A 16,293-nucleotide genomic window follows, 5' to 3' on the forward strand; every position below is an offset into this window, starting at 1 on the left:
GTCAGGAGCAAATAAAGAACATTTATTCCATTCGAGAGAGAGGACTTTAAAGTCCTTTCTTTTGAAAAAATATCTTTATCTTTTCCCTAAAGTTGCATTAATTAGTTGAATCTAGTTTTCTTAAAACACCGCTGAACTTGGATTGCTTCCATCCCAACCTTGAAAACCTAACCTTTCCAAAATGATGTTGGATAACATAAATCATCATCCCGATGGATGCAATACAGATCAGACCATATATTTTTTTGTTGGCGGTCAAAATAGCATTGAGCTGTATGCTTTTGTAATTGGATAAAGCAACTTGCGATGACATCAAATTACCGTCCAGATAAACGGCAAGATTATTCACACTCTCCCACTGAAACTGATACTGCAGCCAGGAGAAAAAGGAGGAAAATACAGCAGTGGCCACAAAACTCCGGAACACCAGAACAAGTCCAATCGCCTGAAGCATTGGTTCCATTTCAAGTTTGTCGAGGATATAAAACCAAACCGCGATGTATATTGCACTTAATCCGTAACCTTTAAGAAACATGGGTAGAAGCCAACTTTCATAATTAAGTTCAGTAACCATCATGAAATACATTATCACTGAATTTAGAAAAAAAGCCGCAAAACCGGAGAAGATGAACATCTTTATCTGCCATTCATTTTTAAACCAAAAATAGGCAACCACTCCTGCTAGAATCACACCCGAAATCATCATGAGGTTCAACGATGAATTGGTCACCATATCATATCCCAAAATTCCGACCGTAAAGGTATTCTGCAAAGAACTTGATCCCAGAAAAACCCCCATAAAAAGCAACATAATTAAACCGCTCTGTACATTACTTTTAGTAAAAATACCGAAGGAAATGTAACTCCTCTTCAACTGCAACTGTCGCAAAGTAAGTAGCACAAAACTAATCAAAGAACCCCAAAAGGAAATGCGGATGTTTCGGGCATCAAACCAATTCAGCGTCTTGCCAAAAGATAGAAAATAAGACATAAAAAGAAAAGTGCCGGCAAAGAGAACGATACTCCCCCAGTCAATCTGGGAAAAGGGCATTTTGCGCGCAAAACGTTGATTGTGCTGGAATAGCACTGAAATCATGATCATCAACAAACAGAGCCCCGCCGTAAGCAGATGCGGATATTGCCATGTCGTTTGGTAGGCAAGTTTTGCGAGATAATATCCCGTAACATTTCCGGTAACAATTGAAAAAGGATAAAAGATCGAATAAAATTTTCCTCTTTTCCCGTCAGGAGTTAAAATAAACATCAGCGGCAGGATGAATTCCATCAACATCAACATCTTGAAAAAACCCATCAGGAATGAACTGGCGATAATGAGTTCCGGGGAATTAGTGGTACCAATAACAAAAGAAAGCAGTGCGGTTATAGCAAGCGAAAATACCATAATCTCTTTGGAGCGGAATCTCAACTTCGCCCTTAAAACTAGGGGTATTGAGGTTCCCATTCCGATAAATGTAGCAAAATTGGCCATAATTAGGTATTCTTGCATGATTCCTAAATCGCCTACCATCATACCGATGTTCCCAACGTTTACAGGATTGAGGGACAAAATCAAAAAGGTAAACACCACAATGAGTAAAAGCTGCACCGGCTTGGGCACCCAGCTTTTGTAAAGCCCTTGATTGTAATCAGCCATTATTTCGGTTTATTTAAAGTCACATTTACATTCATTCCGGCACGGAGCTGATTCAAATCTTCCGCTTTGTTTTCTGAGGTGAATTCAATGCGTACAGGAATTCTCTGCTGCACCTTCACAAAGTTTCCTGTGGAATTATCTACGGGAACATTCGAATATTTTGATCCTGTTGCGGCAGAGATAGCAGTCACCTCACCTATTAATTTTTGCCCGCCTAAAGCGTCCACGGTCATATTCAACTTTTCACCAATTTTCACACGATGCATCTGGCTTTCCAGAAAATTAGCGGTAATCCACTTTTGACCGTTCAGCACAATAGTTCCTAATTGCTGACCGGCTTGCAGTAATTGTCCTTCGTTAATCAGCCTTCTGCCCATGATCCCGTCATAGGGAGCGGTAATCACCGTGTAGGAAACATTAATTTTAGCCATATCCAGCATGGCTGCGGTTCTCTTAATTTCGGCATCGTTTACCCCAAGTCGGCTTCTGGTCTCGCCGGTAGCTAGACTCGCAGTGTTTTTTTGGCTTATCAGCGTTTCATACGCTGCTTTGGTCGCATCATACTCCGTTTTTACCTGGTCGTATTGTTGTCTGGTCACGGCTTCAGAAGCCAAAAGATTTTTGTAACGGTTCATATTCTGTTCAGCATTCCATAGTCTTGCTTTTGCACCCGCTATATTAGCATTGGCCACATTTACGTTATTCGAAACCGTATTGACAGCCGAAGAGGTAACATTTCTGGAGGCCAGCGCATTTTGATACGCCGCTTCTGCTTGTGCCAACTGGGTTAGGAGTTCGCTTTCATCCAGAATAACCAGCGTGTCACCTTTTTTTACCGCCTCATGCTCTTTGTATTTAATCGCTTTGATATACCCCGGAACTCTTGTGTTCACTGGATTAATAAATTCTTCTACCTGCGCAGAATTGGTAAAATTATCGTCGTTCAAATGAAAGTAATGGGTGACGAGCCAATAAAATCCGACAACCGCAATCGCAAAAACGACTAAGTTGATGACCGTTGTTTTAACGGTACCGGGGTGTTTTTTGTGTTTTTTGGGAGCCACCGTCTCTTTTACTTCATCCTTTTTTCCTAAAACTTTTGCTTCGATTTCAGGTTGAATTGCATTTGTTTTATCTAGAGTTTGTTCTGACATATCTGTATGTTTAGTTTTTATAAAGTTCCTGTTGTTTTAATTAAATTGTAATACTGATATCTTACGTTAATCTCGCTGTTTGAAGATAGTAACTCAGCTTCAAGTTTGGCGTTCGTCGCATCGGTCATGTCCGCCAGCAAAGCGAGTTGGTTTAGATATTTAGCTTCGACGATTTTATAGTTTTCGTTGGCAAGCGCTTCACTTTCCTTATAAAGTTGAGCTTGTTTCATCGCTTCCTGCCATTTCAGGTAAGCGGCGTTAGTCTGCACGTCAAGTTGCTGTAGCTGCAAATCCAGCACGATGTTGGCCTGATTGAGCTGAAACTTACCTAAGCGCAATTTCTCTTTGGTTTTATAGAGATTATCAATGCTATAACTTATAGAAAGTCCGGTCTGCCACGAATTGGTGTAAAAATCCTGAGCTGGCATTGTAACCGTAACCGGCCTTGCCATATTGTATCCTCCGAATGCCGCAATGGTGGGCATTCTGTCCGTTTTAATGATTTCAATGTTTTTACCGGCCATCTTGATTCCGGTTTGGGCAGATTTCAAAACGGGGTGATTTTGATGAGCCAGTTCAAGATAATACTTCAGATTCTCCGCTTCCGGGATATCGCTGAAAGAATCGATTGGTTCAATAAGGATATCCGTTGAGATTCCGATGGCGGTTGTTAACTGATAGTTTATGCTTGCACGGTTGTTATCCAGAACCAGGATTCCCTGTTGAAGATTCTTCAATAAAAGTTCCCCACGGATGATTTCATTTCTGGTCACCATACCTTGTTTGTAAAATTTCTTTACGTTTTCAAGACGTTCTGTAGCCAGTTTCTGATTGTTAAGGAATACATTTTTTTGGCTGATGATTTTGTAGATATCCAGATAATTCGAAATGACCAGGAACTTTATATTTTGTTGATCCTTTTCAAAATCCAGTTCAGCCAACTGTTCTCTCAGCTCCGCTATTTCTATGGATTTTTTTACAATCCCACCTTTAAAGATCAGTTCAGATGCCTGAACGCCATAGGTATTTCCGAAATGAGGCATACTCAAAGTCGCCACTTTCGAGAAGTCCTTATCAAGAATTAAAGCATCACCAAGATAAAATGCATTGGCCGAAGCATTGATTGTGGGCAGTTTCTGCAGTTCCGCAATTCTTGTCTGCTGCTTTGCAATCTCTATGTTTTCCTTTGAAAGTTTCAGCTGCGTGTGATTTTCTAAAGCCTTTTGTACCACTTCATCGAGTGACATTTTACGTTCCGAAGTCTGGGCGTTGGCAGTGAAAAAAAACAGACCCAGCAATAAAAGAGTCATTCTGATTTTCAGTTTCATATTTTCCGTTGTTTTGAGTAGGCAAAGGTAGAAGCATCCTCTGCCATGAGAAATGACGGAAACAATTAATAAAATGTTTAAAAGTAAGATTTAGTTTTTGAAACGCTTGCGGTAAGCGTTCGGGCTTTCGCCGGAATGCTTCTTAAAAAAATGACCAAAGGAATATTGGTCGCTGAACTTAAGATCCATAGAAATCTCGTATATCGATTTGTCAGAGGAAGCAAGCTGCGCTTTAGCTTCCTTCATGACAAAAGCAGCAATAAGCTGTCCTGCCGTGTTACCTGTTACTTCTTTCAATACAGCTGAAAGATGTCTGGAAGTAATAAACTCTTGTTCGGCATAAAAGGTAACCTCCTTTTCTTCCAGAAAATGTTCACCTACGTTTTTAAGGAAATGAAGGGCCAGTTCCTGTTTCCTGGAATTTTTTTGCTTTGAAAAATCTGAATTTTTGGAAACGGTATCTCCGAACTGATATACTAAAGAGGAAAACAGATGTCGGATGATTTCGTCATGATGGGTAGTAAAGTCTTCGCTCTCCAAAATGTTTTTCAGAAGATCTACATTTTTCCAAATTTTTTCAAACTCCGATGTTGGTAGCTGAAAATGGCGGACCAGCTCATTCCGGAAGTAAACATAGGCATTAAGACGGTTGATTTTCAGTGGAAGCTTTTCAGTGTATTCGCGGTGAAAAGCCACCAGAAATATTTCAAGATCATCACTAATTTCCAGAATTTCATATACTTCACGTGAATCAACTAGGGCCACATAATTTTCTTCAAGCTCAATTCTTTCTAGGTTTTCGGTAAAAATTAGTTTCCCTTTCTTCAGAATTAAAAATGCCGGATTCTTTGGATGATACGGGTGATTGATTTCGATAAAATCAAAAATATTGTGAGCATCAAAAATCTGGATGGGTTTTTCCAAAGTTACATTTTAAGCAAAGTTAACTAAAGAAACATCTACATACCCACGAGAGTGATTAAAAGAGTTCGAAATTATACTATTTTCCAAATATTTATAATGAAAGTACATTTCATTTCTTTTGATGACTTTACAGCATAATACTGCATTAGATAAGTTAATTTGAAATTGCTTTTTTTACCATTGAGAGAATGGGCTAACTCTTCTTGGGGATTTTTAATAGATACTGAAGAAATATATCACGATAAGCAATTATGTAGTTGGATTATTTATCAAATTAAACAGACATTTAAAGCATAATAATAAAAAAACAGATTTTTTTTATCGCTATTTTAGGACAGGACAGCACCAAAAAAGAAAACCCCATAAACGAAATGTTTACGGGGGTTTTCATAAATACTTGTTGGTCTACAAGGACTCGAACCTTGAACGACTGCACCAAAAACAGTTGTGTTACCATTACACCATAGACCAATTCCATTGCTGTTAAGCGAGTGCAAATTTAATACAAATTTTAAGCTACACAAATTTTTTAAGGCGTTTTTTTCAAAAAACTTTCATTCTCTTCGACTCCAATCGAATATTATTTTCAAAACAACTAAAAACCAATTGATTACCAAAATTCATTTTTTTTTTGAAAATTTTGTTAATGCTCGCATCATTCGACAAAAAAACATTTTCTTTGTATCTCAAAAAATTTAACTAAATTTTAGTCTGAAATATGGTAACATTCAATTTCAATAAATGGAATACGATTATAGGTTGGCTTACATTTTCAATAGCATTAGTAACATATACGCTTACGGTTGAACCCACAATGAGTTTTTGGGATTGTGGTGAATATATTGCAACCGCCGCCAAACTAGAGGTAGGACATCCACCCGGAGCTCCTTTATTCCAGATGATTGGAGCCTTTTTTGCCATGTTTGCCACCGATGATAAACACATTGCATTAATGGTCAACATGATGTCCGTTTTTTCAAGCGCCTTTACAATCTTATTCATGTATTGGTCTTCTACAATGCTATTGAAAAAGCTGATTACTAGATTTTCTGACATAAACAAAGACAATGCAATAGTTATTCTTGGAAGTTCATTTGTTGGAGCTTTAGCCTATACCTTCTCTGATAGTTTTTGGTTCAATGCCGTAGAAGCGGAAGTTTATGCCATGGCTTCTTTATTCATTTCCTTACTTTTTTGGTTGGGATTACGCTGGGAACAAGACATGGATACACCAAGAGGAAATAAATGGTTACTGATCATTTCTTTGGTTGTTGGACTTTCGTTTGGTGTTCACTTTATGGCTTTATTGACTATACCCGCTATAGGTTTTCTTTATTTTTTTAAACATTATAAAGTTGTTACAGTCAAAAATTTTATAATTGCCAATGTTGTTGTTATTGCAATCTTATTATTTATTTTCAAGCTATTGCTACCATTGACCATGGCTTTCTTTGCAAAGACAGAAGTTTTTATGGTGAACAACTTAGGAATGCCATTTAATTCAGGATCTATTTTTGTCGCACTACTTTTTATAGCTTTCTTTTACTTTGGTTTGAGATATACCAAACAAAAAGGGTTGATATTTTACAACACCATTATTCTTTGCATTTTGTTTATTTTAATTGGGTTCTCCACTTGGATGATGTTACCAATCAGAGCAAACGCCAATACTGTAATTAACGAAAACAAACCATCAGATGCTGCGGAAATTCTGGCATACTACAATAGGGAACAATATGGCGTTAATCCTTTGTTTTACGGGCCTCAGTACACGGAAACCTTTACTGGCTTAGACAAAGAAAATCCTTACTTAGACAAAGCTCCTAACTACGAGAGAGATTTAAAAACAGGCAAATATATTATTACAAATAATTTTAAAAATGCCGAACAAAATAGTGATGACCACCAAAAAACTATTTTGCCTAGGATGTGGAGTAGCGAACATGTAGCAAATTACATGAATTTCACCAATCCCCCTGCATTTAAGATCAATCCAGATTATCCTTATGAGGAAGATTTAACAAAATACGGCATTGATCCAAGCAAATTAACCGAAGAGGAATACAACAAAGCCATCGCGCAGTTGAAAAACGAGGTTGAAAAAACGATAAATGAGTTCAGACAAGCCTACGCTCAAAAACAAATTGACAATGATGGTTATGTTTCTTTCTTGAAAAGTTACGGAGATTATTTGATTATTGAAAAACCTACAACTGTTGACAATTTAAGTTTCATGTTCGAATATCAATTTGGGTACATGTACTGGAGGTATTTAATGTGGAATTTTGTTGGACGTCAAAGCGATGTACAAGGAAAATACGATAATTTAGACGGAAATTGGCTTAGTGGAATTAAATTTATTGATGACTTACATGTAGGTTCTCAAGACAATTTACCTTCGGATGTATTAAATAACAAAGGTCGAAACGTATATTTCTTTTTACCATTTATACTTGGACTGATTGGTTTGATGTATCATGTCAATAAAGATTTAAAGAGCTTTTATGTGTTACTCGCGCTGTTTTTATTTACAGGAATTGCATTAAAAATTTATCTAAACGAAAGACCTTTCGAACCTCGCGAGAGAGATTATGCTTTAGTCGGCTCTTTCTATGTATTTGCCATTTGGATAGGATTTGGTGTTTATGCACTCTATGAAAGTGCCCAAAAATATTTGGCTCCAAAAATTGCCGGTCCATTACTTATTGCTGCCAGTTTATTAGCAGCTCCAGTCTTGATGGCTTCTCAAAACTGGGATGACCACGACCGTTCTGGCAAATACACCGCGGTAGCTATGGCAAAAGCCTATTTAACCTCTTGCGATAAGGATGCTATATTATTCACTATTGGTGACAATGACACCTTCCCGTTATGGTATGCCCAAGAAATTGAAAAAGTGAGAACTGACGTTAAAATCGTAAACACGAGTCTTTTTATGACCGATTGGTATATTGATCAAATGAAAACGAAAACGTATGAATCTGATCCTTTACCTATTTCATTTACACACGATCAATATGTGGGAGACAAACTGGATTATGTAGCTCATATTCCAAAAGTGGAAAGCCGATGGGAAATAAAAGATTTTATCGATTTTATTAAAAATCCAAAATCTACTGTGGAAATGCAGAATGGGCAGACGATACATTTTTATCCAACAAATAAAATCAGAATTCAGGTTGACAAAAATATGATTATCAAGAACAAAGTTGTTTCAGCCAAATACAATGATTCTATAGTTCCTTACATAGATTTAGACATAAAAGGGAATGCACTGTATAAAAACAGGCTAATGATGCTTGATATCGTTGCTAACAACAATTGGAAAAGACCTATCTATTTCAGCGGTGGAGCATTTGATAACGAAGATTATATCTGGATGAAAGAGTATCTACAGTTAGACGGAATGGTTTATAAATTAGTTCCTATTAGAACAAAACTGAATAAAGACGACGGACAAATGGACATGGGTCAAATTGATTCGGATAAAATGTATGCCAATGTTATGAAATGGGACTGGGGAAATAGCGACAGTTCAACCATTTATCATGACCCTGAAACCAGAAGAAACAGCATTACTTACAGAATGAATCTTGCCCGCTTGATGGATCAGTTAATTGCCGAAGGGAAAAAAGACAAAGCTAAAAACATCATCGACTTGGCCATGACCAAAATGCCATTGGATAAATTTGGATATTATTCACTGGTGGAGCCATTTGCTAAAGGGTATTACGCCATTGGCGAAAAAGCAAAAGCGCAGCAACTTCTAGAAAAATTAATATCGAAATACAAAGAGAATCTTAATTACTACGGCAATTTGAGCGCATCTGACCAAACAAGTATTGGAATTGATATCATTACAGATATCGAACGCTACAGAGGTTTGCTGCAAGTAATGAAAGAAAGCAGAGATACCCCATTTTATAATCAGAACATAACCGCTTTTAATACCTATATTAAAATGTTTGAACGTTTTGGTCGTGAGAAAGAATAACATTAATTAGAAAATCAGATAATTAGAAAATGTAGCGATATTGAAAAATGTCGCTATTTTTTTTTAACTTTAAAATAAAAAAAATGAACTTTCTTTGGGTAAAAACGAATTGGATTATAAAGAAACTGTTTTCAAACTATGTTTGGGATATCCCCAATAATGAAAGCAAAATATTCCTCACGTTTGACGATGGCCCCATACCTGAAATTACCGAATGGGTTTTAGAAGAATTAAAGAAACACAATGCTAAAGCAACGTTTTTCTGCATTGGGAATAATATAGAAAAACATCCTGAAATATTCAAAAAAGTAATTGGTGAGGGACACGCTATTGGAAATCACACTTTCAATCATTTGAATGGCTGGAAAACAACAACTGAAACTTATTTAGCAAATTTTGAACGATGTAAGGAAACTATTCAGCAATTTGCAATCAGCAATGTTAATTCTAAAATCTTTCGTCCGCCTTATGGCAAGATAAAAAGAGCACAAGCGAAAGCAATACGCCAATCAGGATATAAAATAATAATGTGGGATGTTCTGAGCGTAGATTTTGATTCTAATTTATCAAGAGAAAAATGTTTACAAAATGTTCTTTCTAATATAGAGTCGGGAAGCATCATTGTTTTTCATGACAGTATAAAAGCGTTCAAAAACCTTGAATATGTACTACCCAAAATCTTAGCATATTTAAAAGAAAACAATTTTGTCTGTGAAGTTATAATTTAGCAGTAACAAAGAACTACAACTGCTCTTGAACAAGATTAATGATCGTATTAGCATCTAACTCCCCGGATTGTCTCCAGATCATTAAACCCTCTTTGTAAATCATTAAAGTAGGAAGCCCTTTTATTCGTAAAGCTTCAGCTAATTCCTGATTTTTATCCACATCAATTTTTATGACTTTTGCTTTATCGCCAAGTGCGGCCGCTACATCTCTGATCACAGGATGCATCGAAACTGACGATTCATTCCAATCCGTATAAAAGTCAATCAGCACAGGTATTTGTGTGTTTATAAGTTCTCCAAATTTTGACATAAAACCAAAAATTTAATTTTCTAAATTTACTAAAAAGAGATAATTATTATACAAATGTAACATTTTTAACGAATTAAGCCATAGCCTTACCCTTTTTTAGTTCAATGACCGTAATTTCAGGCATGATTCCTACTCTTCCAGGATAAGCATGAAAGCCAAAACCCCTATTTACATAAACATATCGTCCTAAATTTTCATACAAACCAGCCCATTGCGTATAAACATATTGCGCTAAACTCCATTTGAAATAACCCGGAATTTCTATTCCAAATTGCATTCCGTGTGTATGTCCGGATAAGGTAAGATGAAAGTTTTTATCGTGATTTTTGATTTCATAATCCCAATGACTCGGGTCGTGACTCATTAAAATTTTAAAATCCTCTTTATTTAATTGTTCAGAAGCTTTATTAATGTCACCGGCTTTTTTGAAATTTTGACCCCAATTCTCTACTCCAACTAATGCAATTTTATCGGTTCCTTTTTCAATAAAAGTATGTTCATTCAACATTAATTTAAAACCAATTTCTCCGTATAGATTTTTTATATCCTGAAAATTTTTCTCTTTTGCTGCCTCTGTAGGCCAAGTCACATATTCCCCATAATCATGATTCCCTAAAACTGAATATTTACCATACTCATGTTTTTTGATTCGGTTAAAAGTTTCTATCCAGGGATGCATTTCTTTCGCATCTGTGTTGACAATATCACCTGTAAACAAAATCATATCCGAATTTTGTTCGTTGACTAAATCTATCGCATAATTTATCTTTTCGGGATTATCAAAACTTCCACTGTGAACATCCGATATTTGAGTAATGGTAAAACCATCAAAAGCATCCGGCAGATCAGGAAAGAATATCTGCTGTTTGATAACCTTATAATTATATCTGCCTACGGTCACTCCATATATCAAAGATAAAAAAGGAACTGCCGCCAGTCCTAATCCAACCTGACTAACAAATTTTCTTCTTGAAGCAAAAAAAGTGGCGTTATCATTACTCTCGATAAAATAGTTCACTGAACCAGCTCCAATTCTAAAAATATCTTCACCAAGTAATACAAGAGCCAAAATCATTTTAGGAATATAAACCAAAAGAACCAAACCCATGGTATACATGGTTTGCTTAGTTTGTCCAACGGAGCGGTCAAACTGTAGGAAAGAATAAATGATGAACACTAAAAGCAATAAACTAATAATCTGATAAGAGACCAAAACCCACTTCACCTTTATTAAGGTTCGCAAGGCTTGGAATGCATAAAGCTCAATAATAAAAAGGACAATACATAATAGTAGTATTCGAAGAATCATTTCTATAAAATTTTAGACAAAATAACAAAACAATTAATTAAAACAGATTGGTATTAGTTAAAATTTAACTGTTGGCTAAATCTTAAAAAAGCAACAACAGCTCATAAATATGAAGCTCAAATAAAAACCGCATTATTTAGTTTAAAAATAATGCGGTTTTTAATAAACTGTAAACTGATTTTTTTATTTCATTGACATATTATATGAACGAAATGTAAATGTTTTATTTGTACCATTTAAACGCTGTGCATACAATTCAACATATTCTCCAGTAGCAAGAGTTATGGTTCCTGAAACAGAAAAACTTTGCACATTTGTTGTATTAGAATCTATAAAAGTTTCTGAAGAAGTTACGAACGTATAAGGTGTTCCTCCAGCAGCAAATTTCACAAAATAAAACAAAAGATCAGCACTACCACTTCCTCCTTCGAAGGAAACTGAAGCCGTCGCCGTAAAAGTTCTTGATTTTTTACCTAAATATACTAAACGATTACTGGTCGCACCATTCATTCTAAACAAATTCGTAGCGATTGTAGTTCCCGGAACTTTATAGGCTCCATTCGTATCTGTAAGTTGTATTGTTGGTGATGTTAATGCTCTATTCAAATATAAATTACCCGCTGAAAATGAGTCTCCTTCATTTGGAATTCCTGCACAACGTACACTCCAATTATTATTGAAATTATATCCAGAATACCCGCCAACTGTATATGGTTTTACGTATCCAGCTGTAGTATTTCCGGTAAAAACTACCATTTCAAGAAGAGCATCACCGGTTATTGTAGGGTTCGAAGAAACGTCTAATCCTATACTAGTTCCATTTACTTCTGTAAAACCTCCTCCTTTTTGAATTAGTCCAAAAGTACCCTGTAATGTTTCATAGGTCCCACCGTTATTTCCCCACCAGCCAACATTAGTAATTAATAATTTACTAACATCCTTATAAACAATCCCTGTAGTATTTCCTGCAAATTGAACAATACTAACAAAAACCAAAGAAAATCCATCAATCACACCAACATTAGAAGAACTAGAAACAATCGCATCTCTAAAAACTAAATTTTGAGTACCGCCTCCAGCAATATTGAATACTTTCCCAGCTGTGGCCGTTAAAGTGACCACTCTGATTGACCCTCCTGTTGTACCAACAAAAAGATCACCCGAAGCTTTAACCAACTTATCTTCACCGGAATCCTGACCACTAATGTATGCATTGTTTAATTCAATTGGTAAATCAAGATTAATTATTCCGTTAATTTCATACAAAGTACCGGTATCCAAAAGATATTTACTTTCGCCTCCAGCCGTTTTTTCTGCAGCCAAAACAGTTGCCAAAACATCAGTAGATTTTATCCTTTTAAATTTTATTCTGCCATAATTAGCATCAGTATTGATTTTATCCCAAGAAGAAATACCGGTATCAAAATGAAAAAGAGATTTCAAATTTGTATCGTACACCATCAATCCATCCGCCGGAGAGACAATTGCAATTCTTTGCGCCGTCGTCATCCTTGGCGTTAACATCCCTTGCGTTGAAGATGTTAAGTCTAGAATCGAACTCGCATTTGGAGTAGTTGTTCCGATACCCACCTGGGCAAACATATTTGTCGTTATTATCATGAAAAATAACAGGCAGGCTTGTAATACCTTTTTAGAAGAGTAGTTTTTTTCCATATCAAACGAAATAAAAGATTAAATAAAAGAACCGAAATCGGCATTGAAAATTATTATGTAAAAATAAGCAACATCCCGTTTAAATACTTATTTTATCGATTAACTACATACTATTTTACATTGCATAAATAATTTCTGATAAATTACATATATATTTAAATTTTTAAATTTATTTATTATAAATTTTCCTATAAAAAAGATCATAAATAATTTTCCAAACCTGCTCATTTGCAATACTTGGATTCAAAAAAGGACATTATGAAGAGAGTGAATAAGAAATATTTCAAACTGTCTGTTCTTTATCTGACAAGTTTTGTACTTTTGAAAACTTTACAAAATCACAATCATGTCAAAACAAAAACGCTTGTTTCTTCTAGATGCTTATGCTTTAATCTTCCGCGGTTATTATGCTTTTATAAAAAACCCTCGAATCAACTCAAAAGGAATGGATACATCCGCCATTATGGGTTTCATGAATTCATTGATGGATGTAATAAAGAGAGAGAAACCAGATCATTTGGCTGTAGCTTTTGATAATGGCGGCAGTCAATTGAGAAATGAAATATTCCCTGAATACAAAGCGCATCGTGACGCAACGCCAGAGGCTATAAAAATTGCTATTCCGTATATTCAAGATTTACTAAAAGCCATGCATATTCCCATCATAGAAGTCAAGGGTTATGAAGCAGATGATTTAATTGGAACCATTGCCAAACAAGCTGAGAAACAAAACTATAAAGTCTTTATGGTAACCCCTGATAAAGATTTTGCGCAATTGGTTTCTGAAAACATATTTATGTATAAACCCGCTCGAATGGGTAATGGCATTGAAATTTGGGGAATTCCGGAAGTTTTGGCGAAATTTGAAATTGAAAGACCGGATCAGGTAATTGATTTTCTTGGAATGATGGGCGATGCAGCCGATAATATTCCCGGATTACCTGGCGTAGGTGAAGTTACCGCTAAGAAATTATTAAAGGAATTTGGCACCATGGAAAACCTTTTGGCAAATACAGACAAGCTAAAAGGAAAAATGAAAGAGAATATTGAAGCCAATAAAGAGAAAGGTTTATTATCTAAAACTTTAGCAACCATTTTACTGGATTGTCCTGTAGTTTTTGATGAAACCGATTATGAATTATCAACTCCTGATGTAGAAAAGACAGATGCACTTTTCAACGAACTGGAATTCCGAAGAATGGCCGAGCAATTTGATGCCATATTTAAAAGCCCATCCCAGCCTTCCCAAAGGGAAGGAGCCGATACTGATGCGAAACTATACAAGAAGCCAATAAAAAACGAAGAACAATTCAATCTGTTTGGAAGCACAAGTCCAGAAGACACGACTGGAGAAACGCGTCATCAATATTACAATACACTAGAAAATACGGAGCATTCCTATCAGATAATTCAAGGTGACTTAGGAATTAAATTACTGCTTCAAAATTTAAAAACCCAATCTTCTGTTTGTTTTGATACAGAAACTACTGGACTTGATGCTTTACATGCAGAATTGGTTGGAATTTCATTTTCGTATGAAAAGGGAAAAGGTTTTTATGTGCCGTTTCCGGAAAACCAAGTAGAAGCACAAGCTTTAGTCGAGAAATTTATTCCGTTTTTTGAAAATGAAAGCATCGAGAAAATTGGACAGAATTTAAAATATGATTTAAAAATTCTTTCTAATTACAACGTTACCGTAAAAGGAAAATTATTCGATACGATGATTGCGCATTATCTAATCAATCCCGATATGCGTCATAACATGGATATATTATCGGAAACGTACTTAAAATATTCTCCAAAATCTATTGAAGCTTTAATTGGAAAAAAAGGAAAGAACCAGAAATCAATGCGAGATATTGAACTCGAAGAAATAAAAGAATATGCCGTTGAAGATGCCGATGTCACTTTGCAGCTCAAGGAAATATTCACCCTGGAATTAGACAAAACGGGCACCAAAAAACTATTTGAAGACATTGAAATTCCATTAGTGAAAGTTTTGGCTGATATGGAAAAAGAAGGTATTCGGGTTGATGTTGATTTCCTGAAATCCCTTTCAAAAACATTGGATGATGATATTAAAATATTAGAGGCGACTATTTTTGAAATAGCCGGAGAGAAATTTAATTTGGCATCGCCAAAACAACTCGGAGATATTTTGTTTGATAAATTAAAAATTGGCGGTCTAAAACAAAAGAAAACTAAAACGGGCCAATACGCTACCGGGGAAGAAGTTTTGAGTTATTTAGCCACTGATTATCCAGTTGTAAAAGATATTCTTGACTGGCGCCAATTGATAAAATTACAAAACACTTACGTTGAAGCCCTACCGCTTCAGGTAGATAAAATTACAAATCGTATCCACACGGATTATATGCAAACTGTTGCTGCAACAGGGCGATTGAGTTCTAATAACCCAAATTTACAAAACATCCCTATTCGTACCGAAAGAGGAAAACAGATCAGGAAAGCATTTGTTGCCAGAGACGAAAATCACACGATCGTTTCTGCCGATTATTCTCAAATAGAACTGCGAATTATAGCCGCTTTAAGTGGTGAGGAAAACATGATAAAAGCGTTCCAAAATCAGGAAGACATTCACAAATCTACCGCTTCAAAAGTATTCAATGTTCCTTTGGAAGAAGTAACGCGAGAACAACGTAGTCATGCGAAAACAGTGAATTTCGGAATTATATACGGCGTTTCAGCCTTTGGATTGAGCAACCAAACCTCTTTATCCAGAAGCGAAAGTGCAGCGTTGATTGAAGCCTATTACCAAACCTATCCAAGATTGAAGTCCTATATTCAGGAACAAATAGATTTTGCAAGAGAGAATGGTTATGTTCAAACTATTCTAGGACGTCGTCGTTATTTAAAAGACATAAATTCCCAAAATGCAATTGTTCGTGGAGGTGCAGAACGAAATGCGGTAAATGCGCCGATACAAGGAAGCGCAGCCGATATCATAAAAATTGCAATGATCAATATTCATGAAAAATTAACTTCGGAAAATTGGAAAAGTAAAATGCTTTTGCAGGTTCATGATGAGCTCGTTTTTGATGTTCATAATAGCGAACTGGAAAAAATAAAACCAATGATAAAACACGAAATGGAAAATGCCTTTAAACTTGACGTCCCTTTGGATGTCGATTTAGGAGCCGGAAAAGACTGGCTGGAAGCGCATTAATATTGAGTATTGTGACTCCTAAAACAAGTTG

The 16,293-nt window shown here is 35.8% G+C and carries 10 protein-coding genes and 1 tRNA gene; 3 read left to right on the top strand and 8 right to left on the bottom strand.

What is annotated here, in order from left to right; all coding sequences use genetic code 11:
• Positions 1 to 97 precede the first annotated feature (97 nt).
• From ACFX5E_RS15265 to ACFX5E_RS15285, 5 genes are all read right to left on the bottom strand, one after another.
• Entirely contained in the window at positions 98 to 1,654 is a 1,557-nt protein-coding gene (locus tag ACFX5E_RS15265) for an MFS transporter (protein WP_379856029.1), read from the bottom strand.
• Positions 1,654 to 2,808 (bottom strand): HlyD family secretion protein, encoded by a 1,155-nt coding sequence (locus tag ACFX5E_RS15270; protein WP_379856030.1) that lies wholly within the window; start codon positions 2,806 to 2,808, stop codon positions 1,654 to 1,656. Before ACFX5E_RS15270 ends, ACFX5E_RS15265 begins: the two co-directional genes overlap by 1 nt.
• A 17-nt stretch (positions 2,809 to 2,825) precedes the next feature.
• A complete protein-coding gene (locus ACFX5E_RS15275) occupies positions 2,826 to 4,136 on the bottom strand; it encodes a TolC family protein (RefSeq protein WP_379856031.1) in 1,311 nt (436 codons plus the stop codon).
• Positions 4,137 to 4,226: 90 nt separating this feature from the next.
• Positions 4,227 to 5,060, bottom strand: a complete 834-nt coding sequence (locus ACFX5E_RS15280; protein WP_379856032.1) for a helix-turn-helix domain-containing protein — start codon at positions 5,058 to 5,060, stop codon at positions 4,227 to 4,229.
• Between the two features lie 400 nt (positions 5,061 to 5,460).
• Positions 5,461 to 5,531: transfer RNA gene (locus ACFX5E_RS15285), tRNA-Gln, on the bottom strand.
• 247 nt (positions 5,532 to 5,778) lie between these two features.
• Here ACFX5E_RS15285 and ACFX5E_RS15290 point away from each other — a divergent pair.
• Both ACFX5E_RS15290 and ACFX5E_RS15295 read left to right on the top strand, forming a co-directional pair.
• Positions 5,779 to 9,054 carry a glycosyltransferase family 117 protein gene (locus ACFX5E_RS15290; protein ID WP_379856033.1) on the top strand — a complete coding sequence of 1,092 codons (3,276 nt, stop codon included), beginning with the start codon at positions 5,779 to 5,781 and terminating at the stop codon, positions 9,052 to 9,054.
• Between the two features lie 83 nt (positions 9,055 to 9,137).
• A complete protein-coding gene (locus ACFX5E_RS15295) occupies positions 9,138 to 9,782 on the top strand; it encodes a polysaccharide deacetylase family protein (protein ID WP_379856035.1) in 645 nt (214 codons plus the stop codon).
• 13 nt (positions 9,783 to 9,795) lie between these two features.
• Here the strand turns inward: ACFX5E_RS15295 and ACFX5E_RS15300 are convergent, their stop codons facing one another.
• The 3 genes from ACFX5E_RS15300 to ACFX5E_RS15310 form a co-directional block, all read right to left on the bottom strand.
• The gene (locus ACFX5E_RS15300) at positions 9,796 to 10,092 is read right to left on the bottom strand and encodes a thioredoxin family protein (protein ID WP_103998982.1); all 297 of its coding nucleotides are present in this window, start codon (positions 10,090 to 10,092) and stop codon (positions 9,796 to 9,798) included.
• Positions 10,093 to 10,165: 73 nt separating this feature from the next.
• Positions 10,166 to 11,401, bottom strand: coding sequence for a metallophosphoesterase (locus ACFX5E_RS15305; RefSeq protein WP_379856036.1), 1,236 nt, complete (start codon positions 11,399 to 11,401; stop codon positions 10,166 to 10,168).
• Between the two features lie 183 nt (positions 11,402 to 11,584).
• Complete coding sequence (locus ACFX5E_RS15310; RefSeq protein WP_379856037.1) at positions 11,585 to 13,075, bottom strand: hypothetical protein; 1,491 nt, start codon at positions 13,073 to 13,075, stop codon at positions 11,585 to 11,587.
• Between the two features lie 346 nt (positions 13,076 to 13,421).
• Between ACFX5E_RS15310 and polA the strand changes: the two genes are divergently transcribed.
• Positions 13,422 to 16,262 (top strand): DNA polymerase I, encoded by a 2,841-nt coding sequence (gene polA, locus ACFX5E_RS15315; RefSeq protein ID WP_379856038.1) that lies wholly within the window; start codon positions 13,422 to 13,424, stop codon positions 16,260 to 16,262.
• Positions 16,263 to 16,293 lie beyond the last annotated feature (31 nt).

The organism is Flavobacterium xylosi, assembly GCF_042787345.1.
GTDB classification, from domain to species: Bacteria; Bacteroidota; Bacteroidia; order Flavobacteriales; family Flavobacteriaceae; genus Flavobacterium; species Flavobacterium xylosi.